The sequence below is a fragment of the Paenarthrobacter sp. NPDC091669 genome, assembly GCF_044756725.1.
Lineage (GTDB): Bacteria > Actinomycetota > Actinomycetes > Actinomycetales > Micrococcaceae > Arthrobacter > Arthrobacter bambusae_C.
In genome coordinates, this window is sequence record NZ_JBIVTK010000011.1 from 49558 (window position 1) to 72188 (window position 22631).

28 protein-coding genes are annotated in these 22631 nt (G+C 61.6%); 12 read left to right on the plus strand and 16 right to left on the minus strand.

Translation table 11 applies throughout. The annotated features are described in order from the left end of the window. Positions 1–12 precede the first annotated feature (12 nt). Positions 13–846 carry a GNAT family N-acetyltransferase gene (locus ACIQLI_RS17800; protein WP_400390781.1) on the minus strand — a complete coding sequence of 278 codons (834 nt, stop codon included), beginning with the start codon at positions 844–846 and terminating at the stop codon, positions 13–15. Positions 847–1098: 252 nt separating this feature from the next. Here ACIQLI_RS17800 and ACIQLI_RS17805 point away from each other — a divergent pair, with 252 nt between their 5' ends. The 3 genes from ACIQLI_RS17805 (at position 1099) to ACIQLI_RS17815 (ending at position 2091) form a co-directional block, all read left to right on the plus strand. Next, positions 1099–1353 (plus strand): hypothetical protein, encoded by a 255-nt coding sequence (locus ACIQLI_RS17805; RefSeq protein ID WP_400390783.1) that lies wholly within the window; start codon positions 1099–1101, stop codon positions 1351–1353. Between the two features lie 184 nt (positions 1354–1537). Continuing rightward, on the plus strand, positions 1538–1888 hold the full coding sequence (locus tag ACIQLI_RS17810) for a hypothetical protein (RefSeq protein ID WP_400390948.1): 351 nt from the start codon (positions 1538–1540) through the stop codon (positions 1886–1888). Beyond that, positions 1789–2091, plus strand: coding sequence for a suppressor of fused domain protein (locus tag ACIQLI_RS17815; RefSeq protein WP_400390940.1), 303 nt, complete (start codon positions 1789–1791; stop codon positions 2089–2091). The genes ACIQLI_RS17810 and ACIQLI_RS17815 overlap by 100 nt, the downstream gene beginning before the upstream one ends. 25 nt (positions 2092–2116) lie before the next feature. Here the strand turns inward: ACIQLI_RS17815 and ACIQLI_RS17820 are convergent, their stop codons facing one another. From ACIQLI_RS17820 to ACIQLI_RS17875, 12 genes are all read right to left on the minus strand, one after another. Then, entirely contained in the window at positions 2117–2569 is a 453-nt protein-coding gene (locus ACIQLI_RS17820) for a hypothetical protein (protein WP_400390785.1), read from the minus strand. 601 nt (positions 2570–3170) lie between these two features. Beyond that, positions 3171–3434 carry a hypothetical protein gene (locus ACIQLI_RS17825; protein ID WP_400390787.1) on the minus strand — a complete coding sequence of 88 codons (264 nt, stop codon included), beginning with the start codon at positions 3432–3434 and terminating at the stop codon, positions 3171–3173. 24 nt (positions 3435–3458) lie between these two features. Next, complete coding sequence (locus tag ACIQLI_RS17830) at positions 3459–4478, minus strand: DUF2599 domain-containing protein (protein ID WP_400390789.1); 1020 nt, start codon at positions 4476–4478, stop codon at positions 3459–3461. Between the two features lie 595 nt (positions 4479–5073). After that, on the minus strand, positions 5074–5229 hold the full coding sequence (locus ACIQLI_RS17835) for a MerR family DNA-binding transcriptional regulator (RefSeq protein WP_400390791.1): 156 nt from the start codon (positions 5227–5229) through the stop codon (positions 5074–5076). Positions 5230–5480: 251 nt separating this feature from the next. Next, on the minus strand, positions 5481–5936 hold the full coding sequence (locus tag ACIQLI_RS17840) for a hypothetical protein (protein WP_400390793.1): 456 nt from the start codon (positions 5934–5936) through the stop codon (positions 5481–5483). 10 nt (positions 5937–5946) lie between these two features. Then, positions 5947–6153 (minus strand): hypothetical protein, encoded by a 207-nt coding sequence (locus ACIQLI_RS17845; protein ID WP_400390795.1) that lies wholly within the window; start codon positions 6151–6153, stop codon positions 5947–5949. A 145-nt stretch (positions 6154–6298) separates the two neighbouring features. Next, positions 6299–6712, minus strand: coding sequence for an ester cyclase (locus ACIQLI_RS17850; protein ID WP_261611796.1), 414 nt, complete (start codon positions 6710–6712; stop codon positions 6299–6301). Positions 6713–6737: 25 nt separating this feature from the next. Next, positions 6738–7205 carry a MarR family winged helix-turn-helix transcriptional regulator gene (locus ACIQLI_RS17855; protein WP_400390797.1) on the minus strand — a complete coding sequence of 156 codons (468 nt, stop codon included), beginning with the start codon at positions 7203–7205 and terminating at the stop codon, positions 6738–6740. Between the two features lie 33 nt (positions 7206–7238). Continuing rightward, positions 7239–7829 (minus strand): dTMP kinase, encoded by a 591-nt coding sequence (locus tag ACIQLI_RS17860; RefSeq protein ID WP_400390799.1) that lies wholly within the window; start codon positions 7827–7829, stop codon positions 7239–7241. A 65-nt stretch (positions 7830–7894) separates the two neighbouring features. Further along, on the minus strand, positions 7895–8737 hold the full coding sequence (locus ACIQLI_RS17865) for an enoyl-CoA hydratase/isomerase family protein (protein ID WP_400390801.1): 843 nt from the start codon (positions 8735–8737) through the stop codon (positions 7895–7897). Beyond that, complete coding sequence (locus ACIQLI_RS17870) at positions 8734–9981, minus strand: CaiB/BaiF CoA transferase family protein (RefSeq protein ID WP_400390803.1); 1248 nt, start codon at positions 9979–9981, stop codon at positions 8734–8736. The genes ACIQLI_RS17865 and ACIQLI_RS17870 overlap by 4 nt, the downstream gene beginning before the upstream one ends. A gap of 27 nt (positions 9982–10008) precedes the next feature. Then, positions 10009–11388: an SLC13 family permease gene (locus ACIQLI_RS17875; RefSeq protein WP_400390805.1), complete on the minus strand. Its 1380-nt coding sequence runs from the start codon at positions 11386–11388 to the stop codon at positions 10009–10011. 113 nt (positions 11389–11501) lie between these two features. Between ACIQLI_RS17875 and ACIQLI_RS17880 the strand changes: the two genes are divergently transcribed. From ACIQLI_RS17880 to ACIQLI_RS17905, 6 genes are all read left to right on the plus strand, one after another. Next, positions 11502–12266: an IclR family transcriptional regulator gene (locus tag ACIQLI_RS17880; protein WP_400390807.1), complete on the plus strand. Its 765-nt coding sequence runs from the start codon at positions 11502–11504 to the stop codon at positions 12264–12266. Between the two features lie 229 nt (positions 12267–12495). After that, the gene (locus tag ACIQLI_RS17885) at positions 12496–12654 is read left to right on the plus strand and encodes a hypothetical protein (RefSeq protein ID WP_198318272.1); all 159 of its coding nucleotides are present in this window, start codon (positions 12496–12498) and stop codon (positions 12652–12654) included. Further along, on the plus strand, positions 12651–12914 hold the full coding sequence (locus ACIQLI_RS17890) for a hypothetical protein (protein WP_354227849.1): 264 nt from the start codon (positions 12651–12653) through the stop codon (positions 12912–12914). Before ACIQLI_RS17885 ends, ACIQLI_RS17890 begins: the two co-directional genes overlap by 4 nt. A gap of 470 nt (positions 12915–13384) precedes the next feature. Further along, positions 13385–13738, plus strand: a complete 354-nt coding sequence (locus ACIQLI_RS17895; protein ID WP_280623638.1) for a hypothetical protein — start codon at positions 13385–13387, stop codon at positions 13736–13738. 113 nt (positions 13739–13851) lie between these two features. Beyond that, positions 13852–14346: an SRPBCC family protein gene (locus ACIQLI_RS17900; protein WP_400390809.1), complete on the plus strand. Its 495-nt coding sequence runs from the start codon at positions 13852–13854 to the stop codon at positions 14344–14346. A gap of 125 nt (positions 14347–14471) precedes the next feature. After that, entirely contained in the window at positions 14472–15995 is a 1524-nt protein-coding gene (locus ACIQLI_RS17905) for a CHAD domain-containing protein (protein WP_400390811.1), read from the plus strand. 69 nt (positions 15996–16064) lie between these two features. Here the strand turns inward: ACIQLI_RS17905 and ACIQLI_RS17910 are convergent, their stop codons facing one another. Continuing rightward, positions 16065–16901, minus strand: coding sequence for an alpha/beta fold hydrolase (locus ACIQLI_RS17910; RefSeq protein WP_400390813.1), 837 nt, complete (start codon positions 16899–16901; stop codon positions 16065–16067). A gap of 43 nt (positions 16902–16944) precedes the next feature. Continuing rightward, positions 16945–17361 carry a winged helix-turn-helix transcriptional regulator gene (locus ACIQLI_RS17915; protein WP_400390815.1) on the minus strand — a complete coding sequence of 139 codons (417 nt, stop codon included), beginning with the start codon at positions 17359–17361 and terminating at the stop codon, positions 16945–16947. 123 nt (positions 17362–17484) lie between these two features. Here ACIQLI_RS17915 and ACIQLI_RS17920 point away from each other — a divergent pair, with 123 nt between their 5' ends. Continuing rightward, positions 17485–18162, plus strand: coding sequence for an FMN-dependent NADH-azoreductase (locus tag ACIQLI_RS17920; RefSeq protein ID WP_400390817.1), 678 nt, complete (start codon positions 17485–17487; stop codon positions 18160–18162). A 27-nt stretch (positions 18163–18189) separates the two neighbouring features. Here the strand turns inward: ACIQLI_RS17920 and ACIQLI_RS17925 are convergent, their stop codons facing one another. Next, entirely contained in the window at positions 18190–18675 is a 486-nt protein-coding gene (locus ACIQLI_RS17925; protein WP_400390818.1) for a PASTA domain-containing protein, read from the minus strand. 155 nt (positions 18676–18830) lie between these two features. Here ACIQLI_RS17925 and ACIQLI_RS17930 point away from each other — a divergent pair, with 155 nt between their 5' ends. After that, positions 18831–20564: an ABC transporter ATP-binding protein gene (locus ACIQLI_RS17930; protein WP_400390820.1), complete on the plus strand. Its 1734-nt coding sequence runs from the start codon at positions 18831–18833 to the stop codon at positions 20562–20564. Next, complete coding sequence (locus ACIQLI_RS17935; protein ID WP_400390822.1) at positions 20561–22531, plus strand: ABC transporter ATP-binding protein; 1971 nt, start codon at positions 20561–20563, stop codon at positions 22529–22531. The genes ACIQLI_RS17930 and ACIQLI_RS17935 overlap by 4 nt, the downstream gene beginning before the upstream one ends. Positions 22532–22631 lie beyond the last annotated feature (100 nt).

The window sequence follows — 22631 nt, forward strand, 5'->3', positions numbered from 1 at the left end:
GGCAAGGCGGAGTTAGGGACTGATGGCGTATTCCGTGAAGTGGCCACAGGGTTTAAACCCGAGACGGCGGTACACGGGTTCTCCGTCCTCGGAGGCCTGCAATACTGCGGTTTCGTATCCGGCTTCGCGCGCGGTGTCGAGTGCGGCCACGGTGATTGCGCCGCCGTAGCCTCGTCGGCGGTCGGAGGAAAGCGTGGCAATGTTGTAAATCCCGGCGACGCTCGAATGCAAGAACACTTCGGCCGAACAGACGGGGCGACCGTTTATGTATCCGACCAGGTAGCGAGCGGGACAATCGGTGGCGAGGGCAGAGTCTGCGGCCTCGGCAAAGAATTGCTGGACCGTGGCTGCTGGCGGGCTCCAATTTGCAGCGAGGATCGCGGCGTAATCGGCGAGCTGTTCCGGGGTGGTCACCTGACGGATTGTCAGGTCTTCCACTCGCGTCTCAGGGAGATCGCCGTGCAGGCCCTTCCACATGCCTGTCTCTGTCTCTGACGCCTCGAGGCCGGCGTTCTCAAGGTATTCGGCAAGATTGCCAGGAGTAGAGGCCGGGCCTACCCACCAGGAGAACGGGCGGCCGGTGGATGCCAGAGTTCGGACCGTCTCCGCGGTGCGGGTTTGTGCTGTGTCCTGAGCGAATTGGGCTGCGGCGACGATGTTGAAGGTGTCGTCGGCCAGGCCGCTATCGGCGATCAGGAGATCGGCTGTTTTCGCAACGGAGGCACCGAGGCGGTTACGGTGCAAGTGACTGGCATGCTCAGCTAGATTCTGTTCCATTGCGTGCTGCAGATCGGATTCAGAGCCAAGCGGAAAATTCGCGGCTTCCATGATGATCCATTCAAACATGCTTCCTCGAGGGTGTCGGGCGCTGATCCCACTCAGCGTCTCCGAAGCCTGCTGGTGGGCCGGTCCAAAAAGCCAGCGAAGTGTGACACGGTAGTCTGCCGATCAGCCCCCAGCTGGCTTGTCGAACGCCCGTTAGCCGATCCCTCACCGGGCACTCCCACCGCAGCCCTGCAGCGGCTGGAGGGGCAACCCTGAACGGGCGCCAGCAAGCAGCCGCCGCCGAAAGTGAATTGAGCTGAGAGGATAGGGACCATGCGAGGAAATTTGTGGGCGTGGGCCAGCGCTCTGATTGGGGCTGCGATTGTGGTGCTGATCTTCTTTTACGGCACCGAATACGGAACCTGGATCGACGAAGCTGGCTCCCTTAGGGTTGAGCCCCCAACCTTTATCCTTCCGTTCGCCATCGGTGGACTTGGCTTTGTGCTCCTGATCGGTGGCGTCATCGCGGGATCAAAGGGAATGCCGAGCGCCGAAAGTTCCGACCGCGAAGCTAAGCGCCAACGCTAGCGGTCACATCAGGGCAACGCGCTCCTACTGCGTCGTAGAGCCAGAAGTACTTAAGCCGATCCCCAACCGTGCATGCGCTGGTAGCGCAAGGGGTGATTCTGGCGGCGAGTAGGTCCGATTGATCGACGGGGATTCCTGTCTGTCTCCCGTGTCCCATCAGCCGAAGCGTTGCTAGAGTAGCGGGATGCCCACCCGCCTTGAGCAGTTCCTCTCCCATCTCGACGACCTCAGCGGCGGGATCGAACCACGGTTCTTTCCGATCGAAAAGGGCCATCCTGGGCTGCCCGGTGTGACTGCGATCGTCTACGACAACCTTCCCGAGTGCGGGATGATCACCGGCTTCACCTACGGCATCAGCCTAGCCAACCACCCTCTTTGGCGCTTCGGCAGACCCGAGCTCTGTATCAGCGTGAAGTCAAACGACGTCCGTTGCCGTTGGCCCTCGCGCACATCGGAGAGGGCCAACGGGGAAACCCGTTCCAAATCGGCGACACGATCAACTTCGGCGAGAGGATCGCTCCTGACTCCCACATGACCGCATTCGTCATCTTCGCCCCCGCCGTCCTTGACCGTGAGGACTACACCGGCATCAACATCGGCGAGACTCTGCCAATAAACCTCTGTGGTCTCTACCCGATTCATGAGGCCGAGCGCCGCTACATCCAGGATCACGGCATCGGGGCCTTCTGGGATCTCGACTGGGACCCCTACGACGTCAGTCGGCCCTCCGTCGTCTGAGCGGGCCTCGTCCGGTAAGGATCCCTCAGCGCGCGCTGGAGTGAAGATCGGATTGAAAGTTCGCCTTGCTGACGGATCGGGTTCCGAGCCATCCGTGAAGCATGAGCACAAGCGCGGCACCTGAAAGCAACCCGTCAGCGATGCCAGCGGGCAAGAGGAAGATCATGAGCACGAGCGTGACTGCGCAGTTGACGAGTGAAAGTGCCAGGCCCCAAAGGCGGTCCCTCCAGAGTGCAATGCCGCCAACCACCCGGAGAGCACCGAAGACTCCACTCATCGTCATCATGAGATAGAGGTTGTCCTGCAGGTATGGCAGGGCGAATATATGAGCATTCCGGGTAATGGCGTCCTGGGTGACGCCTAGGACTAGGAACACTAAGAGTCCGATGAATACTAGGCCCTCCATCAGGACACCCTGTGCAATGAGCAAGCCTGCCGCGACGCGGAGCTCTCTGGTCGACCGCGGCTGCTTTTGCACGGCAGGAGTCTATCAGCGCCCAATTCTGGTACCCCCTTGCCGGGACCACAGCGTGGCCGTTGCGTTGTCGCGGACCGCGACGCTCCTGTACCCGTCCCATTTCCGTTCTAAGAGCAGTTCCCCTGGCAGTGCGCCGCTAGCTGGCATGGACTCCACGGCGCGGGCCAGCGCAACCTGCACCGGAGGCACGAGGCCATCCGGGAGGCCTGCGCCCCCTCCATGACCTGAGTTAGCCGCCATCGTGGCCTTCTAGGGCCTGGACTTCCAGGACGTCGAGCAGCTGCTCAGACGGGGCTTCGGTGGCTCTGGCTAGTTCGTCGATCGCTATGAACCGCCCGCGGGCCAGCGCTATTGCGAAGTCTGCCAGATAGCCGGCGCCGTTCCGGCAAACATGCGCTTTACCCCGCGCTGATCGGGCTGGGCCAGCCCACGGGCTAGCGCGGCACTGCTGCTGCGCGCACTGCGATGAGCCGGTTTAATTAGGTGCGGGGAGCTCCACTGAGAGATCGGCGCAAAGCGAAGCGACAAGGTAATGACCCGAGGCAAAATCTGCCTCGAGTCATTACCTGTTATTGCTCGTTTCATCGACGCCGTAATCCCATCACGGGGCTGGGTAGTGCTCTTGCGTTTGCTTGAACCTTTTACTCAGAGTCTTGCGACGAATCAGATAAACAGTAAAAAGCACGACGGACAACACGGCAAGCGCAACTGCGCGCCAACCGAAATCCTGCGCGTTGGTGACGTCTCCCTTGCTCTCAATTTCCTGGAACAAAACCGAAGTCAGTAATGCCGTTAGTAGCGCCAGTACTCCGCTGGCGATCGAGCCATAAAGAAATATTTTCAGCCCCTTGCGCTGTTGGCTCATGCTGCAAACTCCATTCATTTCGACTCAATATTGGTTCGCCGTTGTCCAGTTGCAACGGTGGATAGCAACGCCCCAGCTCCAGACCGTGGTGCGGTTCGGACGGAACCGCTCAAGGTTCCAAGTACCAGCAAAGGCGTTTCCGAACGCGTGGCAGTCGAACTGCTGGCGCATCGTCGCCTTGCTTTGCAGGATGGATCCGACTGGAGCCGCACCTCCCCAACCGACTGCTTCCGTCCAGCCAGCACCGGTCATCACCCATGGCGGCATACCCCGACCGAAGTCTGTCGGTTGTAGGTTTACCCGAGAGTCTCCCGAGTAGCTGTCAACCGAGATCCATGAAAAAAGCTTTTGACCCAAATAAGGGTCGGCGGAAATCGGATAAGTGTATGATCCCGACGAGTGCTCAACAACCTGGATCAGGGTGCTGCCAGCAATCTCGAAGTGGGTAGGAACCGCGACCCCGCGGGCGTCATAAGCCCAGGGTGTCGTGACGCCGCCAATGAAGTCGCCGTTCACGTCCAAAATGACAGCAACACCGTCTTTGAGCGTGATACTCACCGGCGTCGTCGACGAAAAGTCATACTCGTATCTCTCCGGAGCAGCTGAGTCAGCAATTACGTTGATCAACTGGATAGAGCCATCCTTGTACGGCAGCGGAACAACGGAGTAGTTCTGCTTTGTTTCGTAGACACTTGTGCCGTCCGAAGTCACCTCGACCTCGCCTTCAAGACCACCGTTCACGTGGAGTGGCTCATAGATTTCGGATTCCAGAGTGATCGTCGGCGAATTGCCAGCCTCGATCGCCACCTCCGTTCCTTCACCGACAACCACTCGCGACCCGTCGGATTCAACCGTGAAGGTTTCAGCTTCCTCGATTGGTCCGGTGTTTGACTGGCTTGCCACCTCCTGAACGGCTGCAACTGCATCAGTCGCTGACAGTTCCCCCTGTGTGTCGTCGGCCGCTGCCGGAACTGCTGTCGCAATGCTGGCTAAGACGCTAATCAACATAACCGCCGCCCACGACTTACCATCAGTTTTCCGCATTCGTTCCCCCATTGATGTTCGGATCCCAAATTTGGCACCCTGCACGTAAGGCTAGGGTCACCTACACCCAACGTCAAAAGCTCACCAAAGAAGAGCGCGTAGCAAGGCGCAGAGCCCTCGGATTCGTTGCCAAGTAGCTCAGCTACTTCGACTAGACACGCCGGGGAGCGGGCAGGATGCTTGCCGGTCCGTTCCCTGCCCGGCCCGCCGAAAGTGCGGCGGGAGCGCAGATGCCGTGCCCAGTCAGTTGCAAAGGGGGGCTGTTCTGTAAGGCCAAGGACATCGCGGTGAAAGCGTAGGGCGCTTTCGAAGTCGTCTGTCTCGATGATCAAACGTAATTGCATGGGCTGCTGTGAAGGAGTCATCTTCATGATTTTTTTGGGGGGGTGACATGCGTGTCAGGTGCAAGCCCGTATCGATCCACTAGCCGTTTCAGTTTTAGAAGTTCGGCTTCAACAGATTCCTTTTCGCTACGAAGCCGCGCCTGTGCAGCAGCCAGGACGGCCTGAAGCAGATCACGGTTTTCTTCGGGATTAACCAGCGCTGGAAGCATCGCGTGAATTACGGGGCTGCAAAAACCAGCTTCAAACAAATATTAGATCTGAAGGACAATACGCTCGTCCTCGGTGGCATAATCACGATGACCCGACGCAGTACGTTGTGGCTTAAGTAAGCCTTGCTGTTCGTAGTAACGCAACGATCTGACGCTGACGCTAGTCTTCGTCGCTAGTTCTCCAATCCTCATTCCCATATTTTCGCCGATTCGTGGCGTCCGTAAGACGGTCCCCCATAGGCCGCTCTTCGCTCGTGAGAAGCTCCAAACCAAATCCCCGTAACTCCGGAGCCCTTGGATTCCCGTAAGACCCGCCCGCAAAATTGCCCGGTGAAGGGGCCCTAAACGCTACACGTCCACGTCGAATGTAGCGGTGCTCTTCGATCAGGCCCTCTACCGTGTATGTTCACAGCAAATCTGTTGCGACGATGGTTGGAAGCCACCCGCCGTCATCTGTCCTTCAGTTTGCTGGCGTGGGCCAGTACGGACGCGGCTGTGGTCTCGGGGTCCGGCGTGGAAATCAGCCACGTGCGCTGGGGTGTCTCCAGGACGATTGCCGGGCCGCCGACCAGAAGCCCCCACGTCCGCCGGCCCAAGTACCGGACGCCGAAGCCTTCGGTCATTGAACTGGACGGCGCCGGAGAGGCGTCGACGATGTCCTCCAGCGGGATCGTCTTGGAGTAGAACGGCCGGCATCTGACCACCAGGTTCTGGCCTGTCGCTTCAACGGTCACCCTGATGCGGAGTACCGAAACTGTCAGGAGGGCAATGACCGCAACCAGCCCTGCGCTCAGCAGAAGGACACCGCTGGGAATGGCGGTCACGATGATAAAGACGCACAGCAGGCCCACCACAGTTGCAATGACTTTCTGAGAGCCGCGGCTAATCCCGGCCTCCGAAATCATTGTTGGCGTTCTACTGCCGCTCAAAATCGTGCGTTTCGCTCAGTGAATTCCTCTGCGCGCGTTTCGATTGCACCAGCCGATCAACATATAGAACGGCCGCAACTACAACGAAACCGATCAGCAGGGCATAAATAAAGCCCAGAGGCCGCAGCAAAGCGACGTACGTCCCGAATCCGAACACGAAGACCAGCAGGCTGCGTCTGGTTTTGGCACTCATGAAATCCCCCAAAAAAACGCCGTTGTTGGCATGGGGCGAGCCTACCCGGCGGGCGGGAGGGAGCAAGTCAAACAGTCGAAATGCCAGAGGAACAGGTCCGAGGAGGCTCCCGCAAAGGAGCGGACCTCAGCAGGGGCGCGCGAGCCTACCTGTCGGCAGGCTGGATCTGCATCATGAGCCCAAAGAGGTCCGGGAGGCCGTGTTCTTCACTGATTTGGCCGTCTACGAAGCGATAGATGTTCATTGCCTGCGCTTGTATGGCTTTACCGGTTGCCGCTATGCCCAGGAATTCTCCTTGGTGGGTGCCCCGTAGGGTAAATCGCGCGGCGACGGTGTTTCCTTCAATAACGGTCTCCTCCAGTGACCACTGGACGTCGGGAAAAGCTTGCCGCATGATCCCGATGATTTGGAGGTAGCCGCTTGGGCCCTGGACCGGCTCGGGCAGGAAGGGCACATGGAACGTGGCCGATGGTGAAATAATTTCATCACCAATCTGCTCGTCGGCTGTATTGATGAATTCAACAAAACGGTTCATGCGTTCACGAAGTTCTTCAGTCATTTGCTTGCTTCCTTCACTTAGCGGGTCAGCTGGAACGCTCGGCTGCAGCCATCGGACTGACATGTCGGAGACGTCTCAGCAGTTCCATCAGTTCCTCAGCGCTCTGCTGGCTCAGCGCCGGAGCGAACCGCAGTTCCAGTTCGGCGTCAACCGTCTTCCGGGCACGTTCCAGGATGGTGCCCCCTTCGGTCGTGAGCTCGATGAGGGAGGACCTGCGATCATCCGGATTGTTTCTCCGACGGCAATAACCGGACTTTTCGATCCGGTCAATGAGCTTGCTGGTTCCTCCGACTGAAATCGCAAGAGCCGTGGCCACGTCCAAAACCCGGCATGCCCCCAATCGGTCAATGACAGCCATCGGTTCAAATCTGCTCATCGGGAGGCCGTGCTCTTTGCGCAGAAGGCTATCGAGTCCGTCCCAGAGCTCAGTTTCCAATCGGGTCAGCTCGCTGAATAGGGGGTATAGCGAACCGGTTTCGATGCCCTTGCTCATAGCGGGAAGCCTAACACTTAGATTCCATGGAACCTAGTTCCATGGAATGGTCATGGCTTCGCTCCCGGCGATCACCCGGTTCAGCTGGGCAAACACCTGCTCCGGACTCCCTCCAGCATCCACCACCACAAAGTCGTCAAACTCGGGCAGCGAACGGTAGGCGGCGCGGAAAGCCTCAAGGTCAGCCAGGGTTTCGTTGTCAGTCCCGCGTGCCGTGACCCGTTGGTGGGCAAGGCGGGGATCGACGTCGAAATGGACCGCAAGGTCCGGCGCTGGGAGCTTTCCCAGCAGCCACGGAAGCAGCCGGCCGCGGCCTAAACCGTTGGCCTGACGCAGTGCGAGCTGGCAGTGCAGGTGACGGTCCATCACCACCAGGCCGTCGAACTTGTGGGCGCGCGCATGATTGACCAGCACGTTGAACAGCCGGACTGTGGTCTCGATAAAGTCGGCCACGCGTGGCGGCAAGGTCCAGCCAAACCGCTCGGACAACAGCGACAACCGCCGACGGGCAGCGTGGTTGGCGAGCAGCAGGGCGTTCTTCCCGTCAGCTCGGGCCGATTCAACCAAGGCGCGGGCCGCCGTCGTTTTTCCTGAACCGTCAATTCCAGTCAGAACAATGAGCATGAGGCCTCCCCTCGTTTCCTTTCCAACGAAGGGAGGTGCCAACTTGTGCCGTGATGCGGCGTGAGTCAGCCCACAGGCCGCCACGTGAACCGGGGCTGCTCGCGGTTCAGGAAGGCGTTGACGCCGATCTCCATGTCCGGGCTGTCCGGCATAGCGGACCACGCCTCCGCCCACTCCTGGTCGATGACGGCAAGACCGGAACCAGAGGCATCCGTCAGGTCCATCAGCCGCTTCATCGAATACATGGAGAACTGCGAACGGCTCCGAAGCGAACTCACCAGCGCTGCGCACTTCTCCTCAAAGGATTCGGAAGGCACGACGTCGGCCACCAGGCCGAGCGCGCGGGCTTCAGTGGCGCTGAACGTCTCTCCGGTGAGGAGGATGTACTTTGCCTTGGCATGACCCACCTGCCGGATAAGCCGTTCGATACCGGGTCTCGGGTAGATGATGCCGATCTTGGCCGGGGTCAGCCCGATGATGGCCCGTTCGTTGGCGATGATGAAATCGCAGGCGGACGCAATCTGCCAGCCGCCGCCCATGCAGGCACCGTCTACCAGCGCCACCGTGGGCTTGGAAACTGCAGCGATGGCAGCATCGGCGGCGCTGAGGTGGTCCACGGTGGAGCTGTCAGCTTGGCGATCGATCAGGACGGACGCGAGTTCGCTGATGGCTGCCCCGGCGCAGAACGTGTTCCCGGCGCCGCGCAGCACCACTACTGCAACGTCAGGATCGGCGTCCAGCTGAGGCATGAGTTCCTGGATCTCCAGGCACATGGCCCGGGTCAGGGCATTCCGCTGGGCAGGGTTGCAGATTTCCACCGTTGCCACGCCGTCGGAGATAGCCACGGAGATGCGGCCTGCGCGGGAAACCTCGGGACGGGCAGTGTTGGCCGGGGATACTACCGTCATCGCTGTGCTCCCATCGTTTCCGGTACCTGCGCGGAAGCCGGCGCGCAGAGGAGGCGGCCTTCGCGCTCAAGCCGGGTGACGTCGTCGTGCGTCATTCCACGCTCCATCAGTATTTGGGCGGTGTGCTCGCCCAGCAGCGGCGGTGGAGCCATGATTTCGCTGGCCTCGCCGTCCAGGCTGAGCGGGCCTCGGAGCAGGGGGAGTGCGGACCCATCACGTCGCCTGTTGTGCTGGACGAGTCCCAGGGCGGCAACCTGCTCCGAGGCCAGTGCCTGGATGTAGTTATAGATAGGGCCGCAGGGGATCCCTGCCTCACTGATCAGTGCCACCCACTCGGCAGCGGACTTTCCAGAAAGTGCGGTTTCAATGAGCTCCGTCAGCTGGTCCCTGTTGGCCGAACGGTCCGCTCCGGTGATGAGACGGGGATCCTCCACGGCGGCGGGCATGCCGAGCAACCCGCAGAAGGCGCGCCATTGTTTGTCGCTGCCCACGGCGATGTTGATGGATTCCGTGGCCGTGGCGAACATGCCGTAGGGGGCGATGACCGGGTGGTTGTTGCCCTGCGGCATGGGTGCTTCGCCGAGACTCAGCGCCTTCTGTCCTTGGAATGCGGACAGGTTCAGGGCCGTCTCCAGCAGGGAGGTGGACACGCGGCCGGGGCGCTCGCCATTCCGTGATCCCAGGAGCGCCGACACGATCCCGAACGCGCAGATCATTCCGGACGTGATGTCCACGATCGGTACGCCCACACGGTACGCCTCGCCGGGGCCGGAACCGGGGCCGGGCCCCGTGACGGACATCAGCCCGGACATTCCCTGGATGACCTGGTCCAGTCCGGCGTCGTCCTTGAGCGGACCGGTGTTGCCAAAGCCGGTGACGGATCCAACCACCAGTCCCGGGTTCAGTTCTTCAAGCCGGGCTGCTGTGAAGCCCATTTTCTCCAGGGTGCCGGGCTTGAAGTTTTCCACCAGGACATCCGCGTCGGCGATCAATCCGGAGAGGATTTCACGTCCCTCGGCTGAATAGAAGTCCAGGCACACGGAGGCCTTGTTGCGGTTGACGGAGTCAAAGTACAGGCTGTGACCGTCCTGAAATGGCGGCCACTGGCGGGCTGTGTCACCACCGTTGACGCTTTCGACTTTGATGATCCGGGCACCCATATCGGCAAGAAGGGCGGTGCAATAGGGGCCGGCGAGGGCCCGGCTGAGGTCGATCACGGTGATTCCGCGGAGTGGTTTGAGCATGATTGCTGTCCTAACTTTGAGACGGTTTTAGAGGCTGGATGGCAGCACTAGGGCGCCCACCAGCAAGAGCGGCCCGGCCACCACCATGGACAAGCCCCAACGGGTGAGGAACCGGGTGATGCGGGGGCGCTCATCGGCGTCGACGGTGGCCACGAACGTGGCGCCGACGGTGGAGAACGGCGAGACGTCAACAATCGACGAGCACACGCCAAGTGCGGCGATGACCGCCCATCCGGCGACGTCCCCGGAGGCCACCAGCGGAAGTGCCAGCGGAACCAGTGCAGCGAGCATCCCGGTGGTGGAGGCGAAAGCGGAAATGAGGGCGCCGATAGCGCAGATCACCAGCGCGGCCAGCAATGGCGTCCCGACGGCGCCGGCTGCTTCGCCGAGCAACGCGACGGCTCCCATGGTCTGAAGCACTCCGACGAACGTGATGATCCCGCCGACCAGCAGGACGGTGGACCAATCGATTTTGGCTACGGCCGATTTCCCGGACTGTGGATCGCACAACGTGAGGACCGAGGCGAAGGCGAAGCACAAGACGCCGATGTCCGGGTTGGCGCCGAGGACGGACATGAGGATGACGGTGACCACCAGTCCGGCCATGCAGAGCGCGGTGATGATCTGGTTGCGGTCCAGCCGTGAAGGCTGCGGCGTGGAGGCCGGTTCGTCCAGGACCTGGACGGCCTGTTCGGCGGCCTGCTTGCCCCGCGCAATGGTGCCTTCGCGCTCAAAAGGGTGCGACGGCGTCGGGCGGCTTGCGCTGAAGCGCGGCACGGTGGTGCCGAAACCGTTAGCGGTGCGGGTGTTGAGTAGCTTGAATCCGCCGAAGAGCACATAGGCGGCCCCCAGCAGCAGGATGTTGGTGCCCAGGGCCACGCTGAAAAGGACCAGGGGATCCAGGTCGATTCCGGCCGCCCTTGCGGTGCCGTAAGTGACGATGCCGAACAGGCTGGTGGGCGCGAACCCGCCCGCGCTGAGGCCCGATCCGATGGCCAACCCCATGAGCATGCGGTCGATGCCATATCGCTTGGCGAGAGGCATTCCGATGGGGGCCATGACCAGTCCGGCCAGGGGTGAACCCATGGCGGAAATGCCGATGGTGAGGGCAAAGAAGGCCAAGGGCAGGAATAAGGCGCGGTCACCCACTTTGGCGATGGCCATTTCAATGATGCGGTCGATGGTCCCGTTGGCCTGCGCGATCGCAAAGAAGTAGGTCACGCCAACCAGCAGGACGAGGATTCCGATGGGGAAGCCTGCCACCACCTTCTCGATGGTCATCCCGGCCATCCATACGCCCACTCCGGCGGCCGCTGCGAACATGAGCACTCCAATGTGCACTTTGCGCAGGGTGGCCAGGACGAAGACGCCTACAAAGATGGCGAGGGCCAGTATCTGTAATTCCATAAGCCCGTTCTCCAATCAAACTACGTCGGTTCACTGGATGAACCATCGGTTCATTTTGGGAAGTCGCCTGTAATGTAGGGCACTGGAGTTAGTCGGTCAAGCGGGAGGGTTGCATGAGCACGCAGAGCGTCGTCACGGCCATCAGGGTGCTGGAAGCAGTCTCAGACAACCAGCCCGCAGGTTTGTCCGAGCTCAGCCGCGAGGTGGACGTGCCCAAGGCCACCGTGCTCCGCATGCTCAGGACACTGGCCGAACTGGGCTGGGTGGCGCAGTCCGAGGTCCAGGCCAGCAAGTGGGTTCTGACCAACCATGCCTTCGCTGTGGCAAGCCGCGGCAGCAGCGGATCAGTGATCCGCGACGCCGCAATGGGCCCCTTGAACGCGCTGCAGCTGGACACGACCGAAACGGTTCACTTGGCGGTCCCGGACCGCGGCTACATGCTCATCATCGAGCGGCTCGACACCCCGCACGTCCTGCGGGCCTTCCTGCCGCTGGGGTCGCGACTGCCGATGCACGCCTCCTCCACGGGAATGGCTTACTTGTCCGCTGCTGACGAGACCTTCGTTGACGAATACCTGGCCGGCCCATTGGAAGCGCTGACGCCGCAAACCGTGGTGGATCCCGCGCAGCTTCGCGCGATGATTGTGGACACGCGTGCCCGTGGGTACTCCATCAACGAACAAGGCCTCAGTACCGGCATCACGTCCATCGGCGTGCCGCTGCTGGGGCCCGGCGGTGTGGCCGCCGGATCCATCTCCATCTCGGGGCCTTCCAGCAGGATAGTCCCCGCCAAATACCAGGAATATGGTGAAGCGGCCACCGGCACGGCCCGTGAGATCAGCAGGGCTCTTGGAGCGTTCTCCGCCAAGGGCTACTAAGTTTCCTGTCAAAATACTTCGCCGTAACTCAAAGCGCGCCTATCATGATGCTGTGGACGTGCTTCCTTGGAGTATTGGTTCCGTTTGAACCCGATTCCAAGGGGTACTAAAGCGATATGGAGAACTATTTCTTCGATCGGTGCCCGTTGGCATGGGTGGCGCCCCTTACCGGGGTACCAGCGGACGCCTTCCTGAATAGACAAAATTTATTGAAGGGATGCGTAGCTCAATGAACACACTTTTAATAATCGCCGGCGTAATCGCGATCATCCTGCTCCTTGTGGGCGGATTCAACCAAGCCCTCAGCTTCCTGCTGTGGGTAGGAATTATCCTCCTGGTGCTGGCCCTTCTGGGTTGGGTTCTTGGCCGTGGCCGGTCGCGCGTATGACAACTGATCCAAACGAAGTTGCCGGCTTTGCCCAGGTTCGCGATGGAACCACCACCCCCGGGAATCCCATTCCCAGGGATCCGGGGATGCCTGATTCCAGCGGGCAGGTACCTGTGGGTGACGCCTCGTCGGAAAGTCCGGACGACGCCGGCGACGCTGGCCCCAGCGAGTCAGCCAACCCGCCCGGGCCGGCAGAAGAAAAGGACGAAGCGACCGCGGACAACCGTGGTTTGACCACCGAAACCAATCCCACGGATTGATCGGATCAGAGCGGCCACGAGCTGGAAGTATCCAGCCCGTGGCCGCTTTCTTTTAGCGAACCTTCCTCTGTGGTTCGCCCACTAATTCCCGAAAGTTTCACGGTTGGGGAAGAAAATGCGCATCGGTTCAATCATCGGGCTGATCGTTGTAGTTTGGCTCGTCATCGGCGCAATTGCGGCCGGCCAGCGGGGTTATTTCAGCGCCCCGCCAGCGCAGTGCTCGCAGTTTGCAACCATAGCTCTGAATATCGTCGCCGGCCCCCTGAATTACACAGGTCTGGACCCTCAGGGCGGGTGTGAGGTTCCGCAGCCATCCTGACGTGACGCGAGGCCGCACCATACAACGTTTACCATCGAATTGCTAAGATTACTGACTATTTTGGCGTCGGCATGGACATGGCACTAAGTACCCTTATAGATTCGAAGTGTTCCATCAACACGTTCCACCGCTCAGGGAAAGGACAGGTCACATGGACAAGCAGAATGCCACACCGGAAGAGGAAGTGGGAGGCTACGGCACTCCTACGGCAGAGCAGGAAGCCGGCGGAGGCCAGGCTCAGCCCCGCGTGGAAGAGGACATCGAGGAGGCCGGCCTCGGAGAAGGTACCGGCGCGCCCAACCTCAGCCACCTGGATCCGGAGGATTCGGACAGTGCAGGCGAGCCCGGGGCCGGCCGCTTCGGAGGAACCGAAGAGCAGGCCCACGCCGAGCAGTCCACCGTGCCGGACGGCAACGATGACAGCTTGCCGGATGGCAGCGGCAACGACCTTCCCGAGGACGAGTCGCCCAACGACGATGACGAAGAAAGTTTCGACGCCGGCTAAGAGCTTTGGCTGGCGCGCTTTAGACAGGCGCGCCACTGGTTAAGCAGCCAGCTGGCTGGCGCGCCACAGCAGTAGAGCACGAGCACCCGAGACGCGATCGAAGGAGCAACCCTATGGCTACGGTCAACAAATCAATCGATGTAGATGTCCCCGTATCTGTCGCCTACAACCAGTGGACGCAGTTCGAGACCTTCCCCGAGTTCATGAACGGGGTGGAGTCGGTGCAACAGATCGATGACACAGCACTGCACTTCGCTACGAACGTGGGCGGCGTCAAACGCGAGTACAACGCCCAGATCATTGAGCAGGTCCCGGACGCGCTTGTCAGTTGGGCAAGCGTCGATGGACCCCGCAATGCAGGCACGGTCAGCTTCGAACCACTCGCGGAAGCCCGCACCCGCGTGACCGTGGCGATCGATTGGGAGCCCGAAAGCCTCGCCGAAAAGGCGGGATCGGCGCTGCACGTCGATGAACTGCGCGTGGGTGCCGACTTGGACAAGTTCAAGAAGTTCATTGAGGCGCAGGGGCATGAAACAGGGGCCTGGCGCGGCACGGTATCCGGCGGCGACGTAGATGACACGGGGCAGACGTTCGGAGCCCGTCCCTAGCGCGATGCCCGGGACTGGCTCACACTGGATACAGCACCAATAGATAGCTCCAACGAGGGCCGGCCACCGTTACGGGCCGGCCCTTCGGCGTACGCAAGATCAACGGCAGAGGGAGTCCTGACAGCATGGCAACGTCCAGCACCGTGGAGGCCGAGCGGAAGTTCGATGCCGATGCGTCCACTCCGCTGCCCGAGCTGCACACCATCGATGGAGTGGGGTCAGTGGGTAAACCGGCAAGTTACAGCTTGGAGGCCATCTACTTCGATACCCGCCACCTTGCCCTGGCTGCCCGCGGAATAACCTTGCGGCGCCGCACCGGTGGGCCCGACGCCGGCTGGCACCTCAAACTGCCCCTTGGTCCCGGGAAGCGGACGGAGATCCACGCGCCGCTGGGCACCGCAGAAACGGTTCCGGTGGAACTCATGGACCGCGTGCTCGCTTACACGCGAGGCCATGCAGTGGCCGCAGTGGCCACACTCACCACAGAACGCACCAGCTACGCGCTGTACGGACATGGCGGCGAACGCTTGGCCGACTTCGTTGACGACTACGTGCGGGCCCAGGTATCACTTGGCGATCCCCGAGAGTCGGAGTGGCGGGAATGGGAAGTCGAGTTGGCCGCACAGGACGGCACCGATGACGCCCTTCTGGAGAGCCTCGCCGGACAGCTCTCAGGCGCAGGAGCGAAGCCCAGCGCGCGAACCTCCAAACTGGCCACCGCTTTCGGTGATTCATGGCCGGATCTCAAAGGAAACACCCACACGGATTCCTTCGATAAGGGCGCAGCAGTTGCTCCGGTACTCACCTATCTCCAGGACCAAGGGGCCGATCTCTTGCTTCAGGACGCCCATGTGAGGTTGGGGCGGGATGACTCAGTCCATCAAATGCGGTCCGTGATCCGCCGTATCCGATCGGTATTGCACTCATACCGCAAGCTCTTTGAGGCGGCCCCGGTAAAGGAGCTTGAGCGCGAGCTGAAATCGTTGGCAAAGACCTTGGGCCGGTACCGTGACGCGGAGGTCTTGCACGCACGATTGAGGAAGCACCTTGATGAGCTGCCGTCCAACCTCGTCCTGGGCCCGCTGCAGGTTGAGCTGGACCAGCGCATGACTGTCAGGGCGGACACCGCAATGGGAGCCGTCAAGAACCGGCTGAACAGCCCCCGGTACTTCCGGCTGTTGGACGCACTCGAGGCCTTCATCGACGCCCCACCGGTAACGCCGCAAGGGGAGGCGACGGCGCGGAACACCACAGCGAAGCTCGTCAACAAAGCCGCCAAACGCCTCGGCAAACGCCATGACGCAGCGGTGGCTGCCGCCGTCGGGCCCCAACGCGACAAAGCGTTTCACGAAGTCCGGAAGGCCGCCAAGAAGCTGCGGTTTGCCGCCGCGGCCGTTGCGAGTGTCCACGGCAAGCGGGCCGTGAAGCTGGGGGATGCAGCCCACACCATCCAATCGATCCTCGGTGACCACCAGGACAGCGTGGTGGCCCGCACGGAGCTGCTCAAACTGGGCTCAGCGCCAGGGGTCAGCAGCGCTGCGTTTACCTACGGCGTGCTGCACGCCATGGAACGCAGTGCCGCCGACGCCACGGAAGAGGAATATCTTCGTCACAGCAAGAAGGCGCTGAAACTCCGGCTCAAGAAATAGGAGTTTGTGTACAGCTAACGCCCTTAAGAGTGCTCCTTTAGGTCATCTGCTGTACACAAACTCCCAGGGTTACTTCTTGAGGAACGTCAGCAACGCGTCGTTGATCTCGGAGCCGTGTGTCCAGAGCAGGCCGTGCGGAGCGCCCTCGATTTCCAGGTAGTCAGCGCTGGGCAGCGCGTCCTTGAAGCGCCGTCCGGTGACGTCGATGGGCAGGATGTTGTCAGCCGTGCCGTGGACGATCAAGGCCGGGACATCGATCTTGGGGATGTCGGCCCGGAAGTCTGTGAGCCACGTTGGCTGCGCGGCAACCGAGGCGAAGGCTCCGGACTTGCTGGCCAGGTTCCAGCTGGCGTCCACGGCTTCCTGGCTGAGGCGGTCCGTGCCCAGGAAGGTATCGCTGTTGTAGAAGTTCTTGAAGAAGTCGGTGAAGAACGCGTAGCGGTCTGCTGTGACGGCGGAGGCAAGGCCGTCGAACACGTCCTGCGGTACGCCGTCGGGGTTGTCATCGGTCTTCAAGAGGAAGGGTTCCAGCGAACCGAGGAAGACCGCCTTGGCAACACGGGCGGAGCCATACGTGCTGATGTAGCGCGCCACCTCGCCGGTGCCCATGGAGAAGCCCACCAGGACGGCGTCGTTCAGATCCAAGGTGTCCAGGACGGTCTTGAGGTCTGCGGCAAAGGTGTCGTAGTCATAGCCAACAGTGGGCTGGCTGGATTTCCCGAAACCGCGGCGATCGTACGTAATGACGCGATAGCCGGCGTCGAGCAGGGCTGCGGTCTGCTTCTCCCAGGACGAACCATCCAACGGGTAGCCGTGGATCAGGACCACTGCCTGGCCGGTCCCGTGGTCCTCGTAGTAGAGCTCAATCTCAGTGCTGTTTTCGTTTCCGACGGTGATGTAAGCCAAAACTCAAGTCCCTTCGATGCGGTTCAACACGAACGTTTCCAGCCTACTGTTCTGTCGGGCCGCCGGCGCGGGCCCTGTCGTGGTGTTGACGGGACGCCGCCACGGCGTCCATGTTGTCCTCCGCCCACTCCTTCATGTCGAAGATGATCGGCAGGAGCGACCGGCCGCGTGCCGTGAGCTCATAATCAGTCCGGACCGGAACCGACGCAGTGACCTCCCGGTAGATCAGGCCGTCACGCTCCAGGGAACGGAGTGTGGACGTGAGCATTTTCTGGCTCGCCCCCGGGATCAGTCGGCGCAGCTCACTGTGGCGCTGCGGCCCTTCTTCCAGGGCGAGCAGGACAAGTGTCACCCATTTGCTGCTGATCGCCTCAAGCAATTGGCGGGCCGGACAGAGTTCCAGGGAAGCGTTGTAGTGGTGTTGCGCTTTCCGCCGGGTCTGTTCAGCCGTGAGTGTCATGACCTCATCATTGCAGGAACGTGGGGGTGCCCTGGGCACAATAAAGTGCGTTCTTACGCTGCGTGACACCCCCGGGCGAGGATCGATGAGGGGCCAAACGGTCCCCTGCCTGAAAGGAAAAGCATGCCCTCCATCCTCCACATCAACGCCTCACCCCGGTACGCCACCAGCGATTCGCTGCGGTTGGCCCGCCATTTCATTGACTCGGTTCAGGCTGCGGCTTCGGAGACGTTCGAGCTGGAAACCCTGAACCTGTTCGACGACGGCGCGTTGCCGGCTTTCGGACGGACAGCTGCGGCCGCCAAGATGGCTGTCTTCACCGGACAGGATCAGACTCCGGACCAGATTGCGGCGTGGGAATCCGCCCGCGCCGTTTTTGAGCAATTCGCGGCCGCAGATGCGTACGTCTTCAATATTCCGTTGTGGAACTCCGGTGTGCCCTACGCCTTGAAGCAATGGATCGACATCGTCACCCAGCCCGGGTGGAGCTTCGGGTTCGACGCCGAAACGGGCTACACCGGCCTCATGGAGGGCAAGCAAGCGCTGGCCATCCACACCAGCGGGGTCTATTCCCCCGGGGTTTCGCCGGCTTTCGGCTCCGATTTTGGCAGCACCTACTTTGCCGATTGGCTGGGCTTTGTGGGCATTGAGGATGCCACGCACGTTCGCTTCGCACCCACCGTCCTCAACGCAGACGTAGAGGGCACACGCCGTGTTGCCGAGAATGAACTCAGCGACGCCGCGCTCCTGTTCGCGGGCAAGCTCGGTGCTGCGGCAAAGCTGCAGCTGGCGAACGACTAAGAAACGACGACGACCCCGTCAGGCAGGTTACTTCCCCGAGTTCGCTGCGGCTGAAGCGGCCGCAGCGGCAGCCGCTTCAGCCGCAGCGGCTGCTTCCGAGGCCGCAGTATTGGCGGAGTCCACGGCACCCTCAGCTGCAGCGATGGCGTCGTTCATGATCTGCTGATCCACTTCAGTCGTATCGACAACCATTTTGACCGTCTTGGCGTCCGTCTCGGAGCCCGCTGAAGGGTCCGACGATACGGCTGCTACTTGCTGACCCGGCTCGAGCGTGGTCCAAGGAGTTCCATCAGGTCCCACGATCGAGATGGTCAGCCCGGCCGATGCCAAAGCAGCTTTGGCATCGGCGAATGGCTTCCCTGCGATGTCCGGAACGGTGGTGAGGTTCGTTGCAGGGCTGGAGGCCGCGGTTTCAGAGGGTTTGGCCTGCGTGGCTTCCGACGAACCGCCGGAGCATCCTGCCAGCGCTGCGCCGATCACCAATGCCAGCGCCAATGCTGCGGTCTTCTTCATATGCCATACCCCCAAAATAGTCTGTTGGCCGGCTCATAGTTTGCCAACCCCACGTGGTGCAATACCAGCGGTAACTTTAGCGCTATTTCTCTAGTTGCCCGCAGCAACCAGACGTAAACTGGCCTTCGGTTCACTTCGCCTGGCTCGGAGATCCCATGCTGTGGAAGATACTTGTTCGCTTCCTGCGGCCGCATCAGCGGTTGCTGATCGCCGTCGTCGTCTTCCAACTGGCCCAGTCCATCGCCTCCCTGTACCTGCCGACCCTGAACGCCGACATCATCGACAACGGGGTCGCCACCGGGGACACCGACTACATCCTGCGTATGGGCGGGCTGATGCTGCTCATTACTTTGCTGCAGATCGCATGTGCCGTGGTTGCGGTCTACTTCGGTGCGAAGGCTGCCATGGGGATGGGCCGGGACCTCCGCGACGCGGTTTTCAGCCGGGTGGGGGAGTTCTCTGAGCAGGAGGTCACCAGATTCGGGGCGCCATCGCTGATTACCCGTTCCACCAACGATGTCCAACAGGTGCAGCAACTGGTGCTCATGTCCTGCACGCTCATGGTCGCCGCTCCCATGTTGAGCATCGGCGGCGTGATCATGGCCGTGCGGCAAGACGCCCAGTTGTCGTGGCTGATCGCGGTGTGCGTACCGGTGCTGCTGGTGGGTGTTGGGCTGATTGTGACCCGGATGGTGCCATTGTTCCGCAAGATGCAGGTCCGGATCGACGCCGTCAACCGGGTTCTCCGCGAGCAGCTGACCGGCATTCGTGTGGTCCGTGCGTTCGTTCGCGAGGACTTGGAGGCAGCCCGGTTCGGTAAAGCGAACGACGACGTCACGGACGTTGCGCTCCGGGCCGGACGTTTGATGGCACTCATGTTCCCTGTGGTCATGTTGGTCATGAATGTTTCGTCCGTGGCGGTGATCTGGTTCGGGTCCTTCCGGATCCAGGAAGGCTCCATGCAAGTGGGGACCTTGATCGCGTTCCTGAGCTACCTGATGCAGATCCTCATGTCCGTCATGATGGCCACCTTCATGGCTGTGATGATCCCGCGCGCGTCCGTTTCTGCCGACCGGATCGGCGAGGTGCTGGAGACCGAGTCAAGTGTCCAGCCGCCGTCGAACCCTGTCACGGGCGGCATCCGCCGCGGCGAACTGGAAATGCGCGACGTCGGATTCGCTTACCCGGGTGCCGAGCAGCCGGTGCTGGGCGGGCTTTCTTTTACCGCCCGTGCGGGGGAGACCACCGCGATCATCGGCAGTACGGGTGCCGGGAAAACCACACTCGTGAACCTCATGCCGCGGCTGTTCGACGCCACGTCCGGGTCCGTGCGGATGGACGGCGTGGACGTCCGCGAGCTGCACCCGGACCTGCTGTGGGGCCACATAGGTCTGGTGCCGCAGCGGCCCTACTTGTTCTCCGGGACGGTCCGCAGCAACCTTCAGTACGGCAAGCCCGATGCCACTGAGGAGGAGCTGTGGCAGGCGCTCGCCGTGGCCCAGGCCCGGGACTTTGTGGAGGACATGGAAGGTGGCCTGGATGCTGCCATCTCGCAGGGCGGCACCAACGTCTCCGGCGGACAGCGGCAAAGGCTCGCGATCGCCCGTGCCCTGGTGAAGCAGCCGGAGCTCTACATCTTTGACGATTCCTTCTCCTCCCTGGACACCGCCACCGACGCCCGGCTCCGGCAGGCCCTCAAGCGGCACACCAACGGCGCAACGCTGGTGATCGTCGCCCAGCGGGTCTCCAGCATCGCCGACGCGGACCAGATCCTGGTGCTCGACGACGGCAGGATCGTTGGGCGCGGAACGCACGAAGAATTGTTGGAGACGTCCGAAACGTACAGGGAAATCGTGTCCTCCCAGCTCGCGGCGGAGGAGACGGCATGAGCGCTGTATCAACCGGGCCGCGCGGTCCCCAGAGGCCCGCGATGGGGCCGGGCCGTGGTGGTCCGTTTGCCGGGATGAACATTCCAGCGGAGAAGGCCTCCAACTTCTCTGGCTCAGCCCGGCGTTTGCTGGGGACGCTGAGGCCGGAGCGGTTCTGGCTGATCCTGGTGCTGGTGTTTGCCGTGGTCAGCGTTGCGCTGTCTGTGATCGGGCCGAGGCTGCTGGGCGAAGGCACCAACCTGATCTTCGCCGGCGTCGTCTCCCAGCAGCTGCCCGCAGGCGTTTCCAAAGCCGATGTCATCGCAGAATTGCGTGCCTCAGGCGATGACAGCAAGGCCGACATGCTGGGCGCCATGACCCTCACTCCCGGCGTCGGAATCGACTTCGGTGCTTTGGCCTCGGTGCTGCTGTGGGCGCTGGCGCTGTACGTCCTGGCCTCAGCGTTCGGGTGGATGCAGGCGTACGTGCTCAACGGCGTCGTTCAACGGACCGTGTACCGCCTCCGGGAGCGGATTGAAGCGAAAATCCACCGGCTGCCCCTGCGCTATTTCGACTCCATCCAGCGCGGTGAGCTGTTGAGCCGGGTGACCAATGACGTGGACAACATCTCCCAAAGCCTCCAACAATCCATCAGTCAGGTGGTGTCCTCCCTGCTGACGGTGCTGGGTGTGTTGGTGATGATGTTCCTGCTCTCGCCGCTGCTTGCACTGATTGCCCTGGTGACCATTCCGCTGACCCTCGGCACAACGCTGCTGATCGCCAAGAGGTCCCAAAAACTGTTCGTGGCGCAGTGGAAGAACACCGGCGAACTCAACGGCCAGATCGAGGAAAGCTACACCGGCCATGCTCTGGTGAAGGTCTTCGGACGGCAGAACGAGGTGCAGGAGAAGTTCCGGGCCAAGAACGGTGAGCTGTACCAGGCGAGCTTCGGAGCGCAGTTCGTGAGCGGCCTGATCATGCCGGCCATGACGTTCATAGGAAACCTTGTCTATGTGGGGATCGCCGTGGTGGGGGGCCTGCAAGTGGCCTCCGGGTCCATGCAGCTGGGCGACGTCCAAGCCTTCATCCAGTACTCGCGGCAGTTCACCATGCCCTTGGCGCAGCTGGGGTCCATGGCCAACATGCTGCAATCCGGCGTTGCCTCGGCCGAGCGGGTGTTTTCCTTGCTGGATGAGGAAGAGGAGTCGGCTGAGCCTGCTCCTGTTCCGCGGTCCGGTCCCACCCGCGGACGTTTGGTCTTCGAGAACGTGTCCTTCCGGTATTCGCCGGACAAGCCGCTGATCACAGACCTCAGTCTGGTTGCCGAACCGGGGCAGAGCATCGCCATTGTTGGGCCTACTGGTGCAGGCAAGACCACGCTGGTGAACCTGATGATGCGCTTCTACGAGCTGGACGCCGGACGGATAACGCTCGACGGCGTGGACGTCGCCTCGATCCCGCGGCACGAGCTGCGCTCGCGGATGGGCATGGTCCTCCAGGACACCTGGCTTTTTGGCGGGACCATCCGCGACAACATTGCGTACGGACGGCCGTTGGCTTCGGAGTCCGAGATCATGGAGGCTGCCCAAGCCACCTACGTGGACCGCTTTGTGCGGTCCTTGCCCGAGGGATACGACACTTTGCTGGACGACGAAGGCGGCAACGTCTCGGCCGGTGAGAAGCAACTGCTGACCATCGCCCGGGCGTTCCTGTCCCACCCGTCAGTATTGATTCTGGACGAGGCCACCAGCTCCGTGGATACCCGCACCGAGGTTCTGGTCCAGAAAGCCATGAATGCCCTGCGCTCGGACCGGACCAGCTTCGTGATCGCCCACCGGCTCTCCACCATCCGCGACGCCGACCTCATCCTGGTGATGGAAGCCGGGCAGATCGTGGAGCAGGGGACCCACTCGGAGCTGCTGGCTACGGGTGGGGCTTACTCCCGGCTGTACGAGGCGCAGTTCGCGGCTCCGGCTGCCGAGGTGTGAGGGCTGAGGTGTGAGGGTTGAGGTGTGGCGCGCGAGGCTTCCTGACCTTGTTTGCCGGCCAAAACGCTGGTTTCCAACCGGGGAAGGTTGTATATCCGCT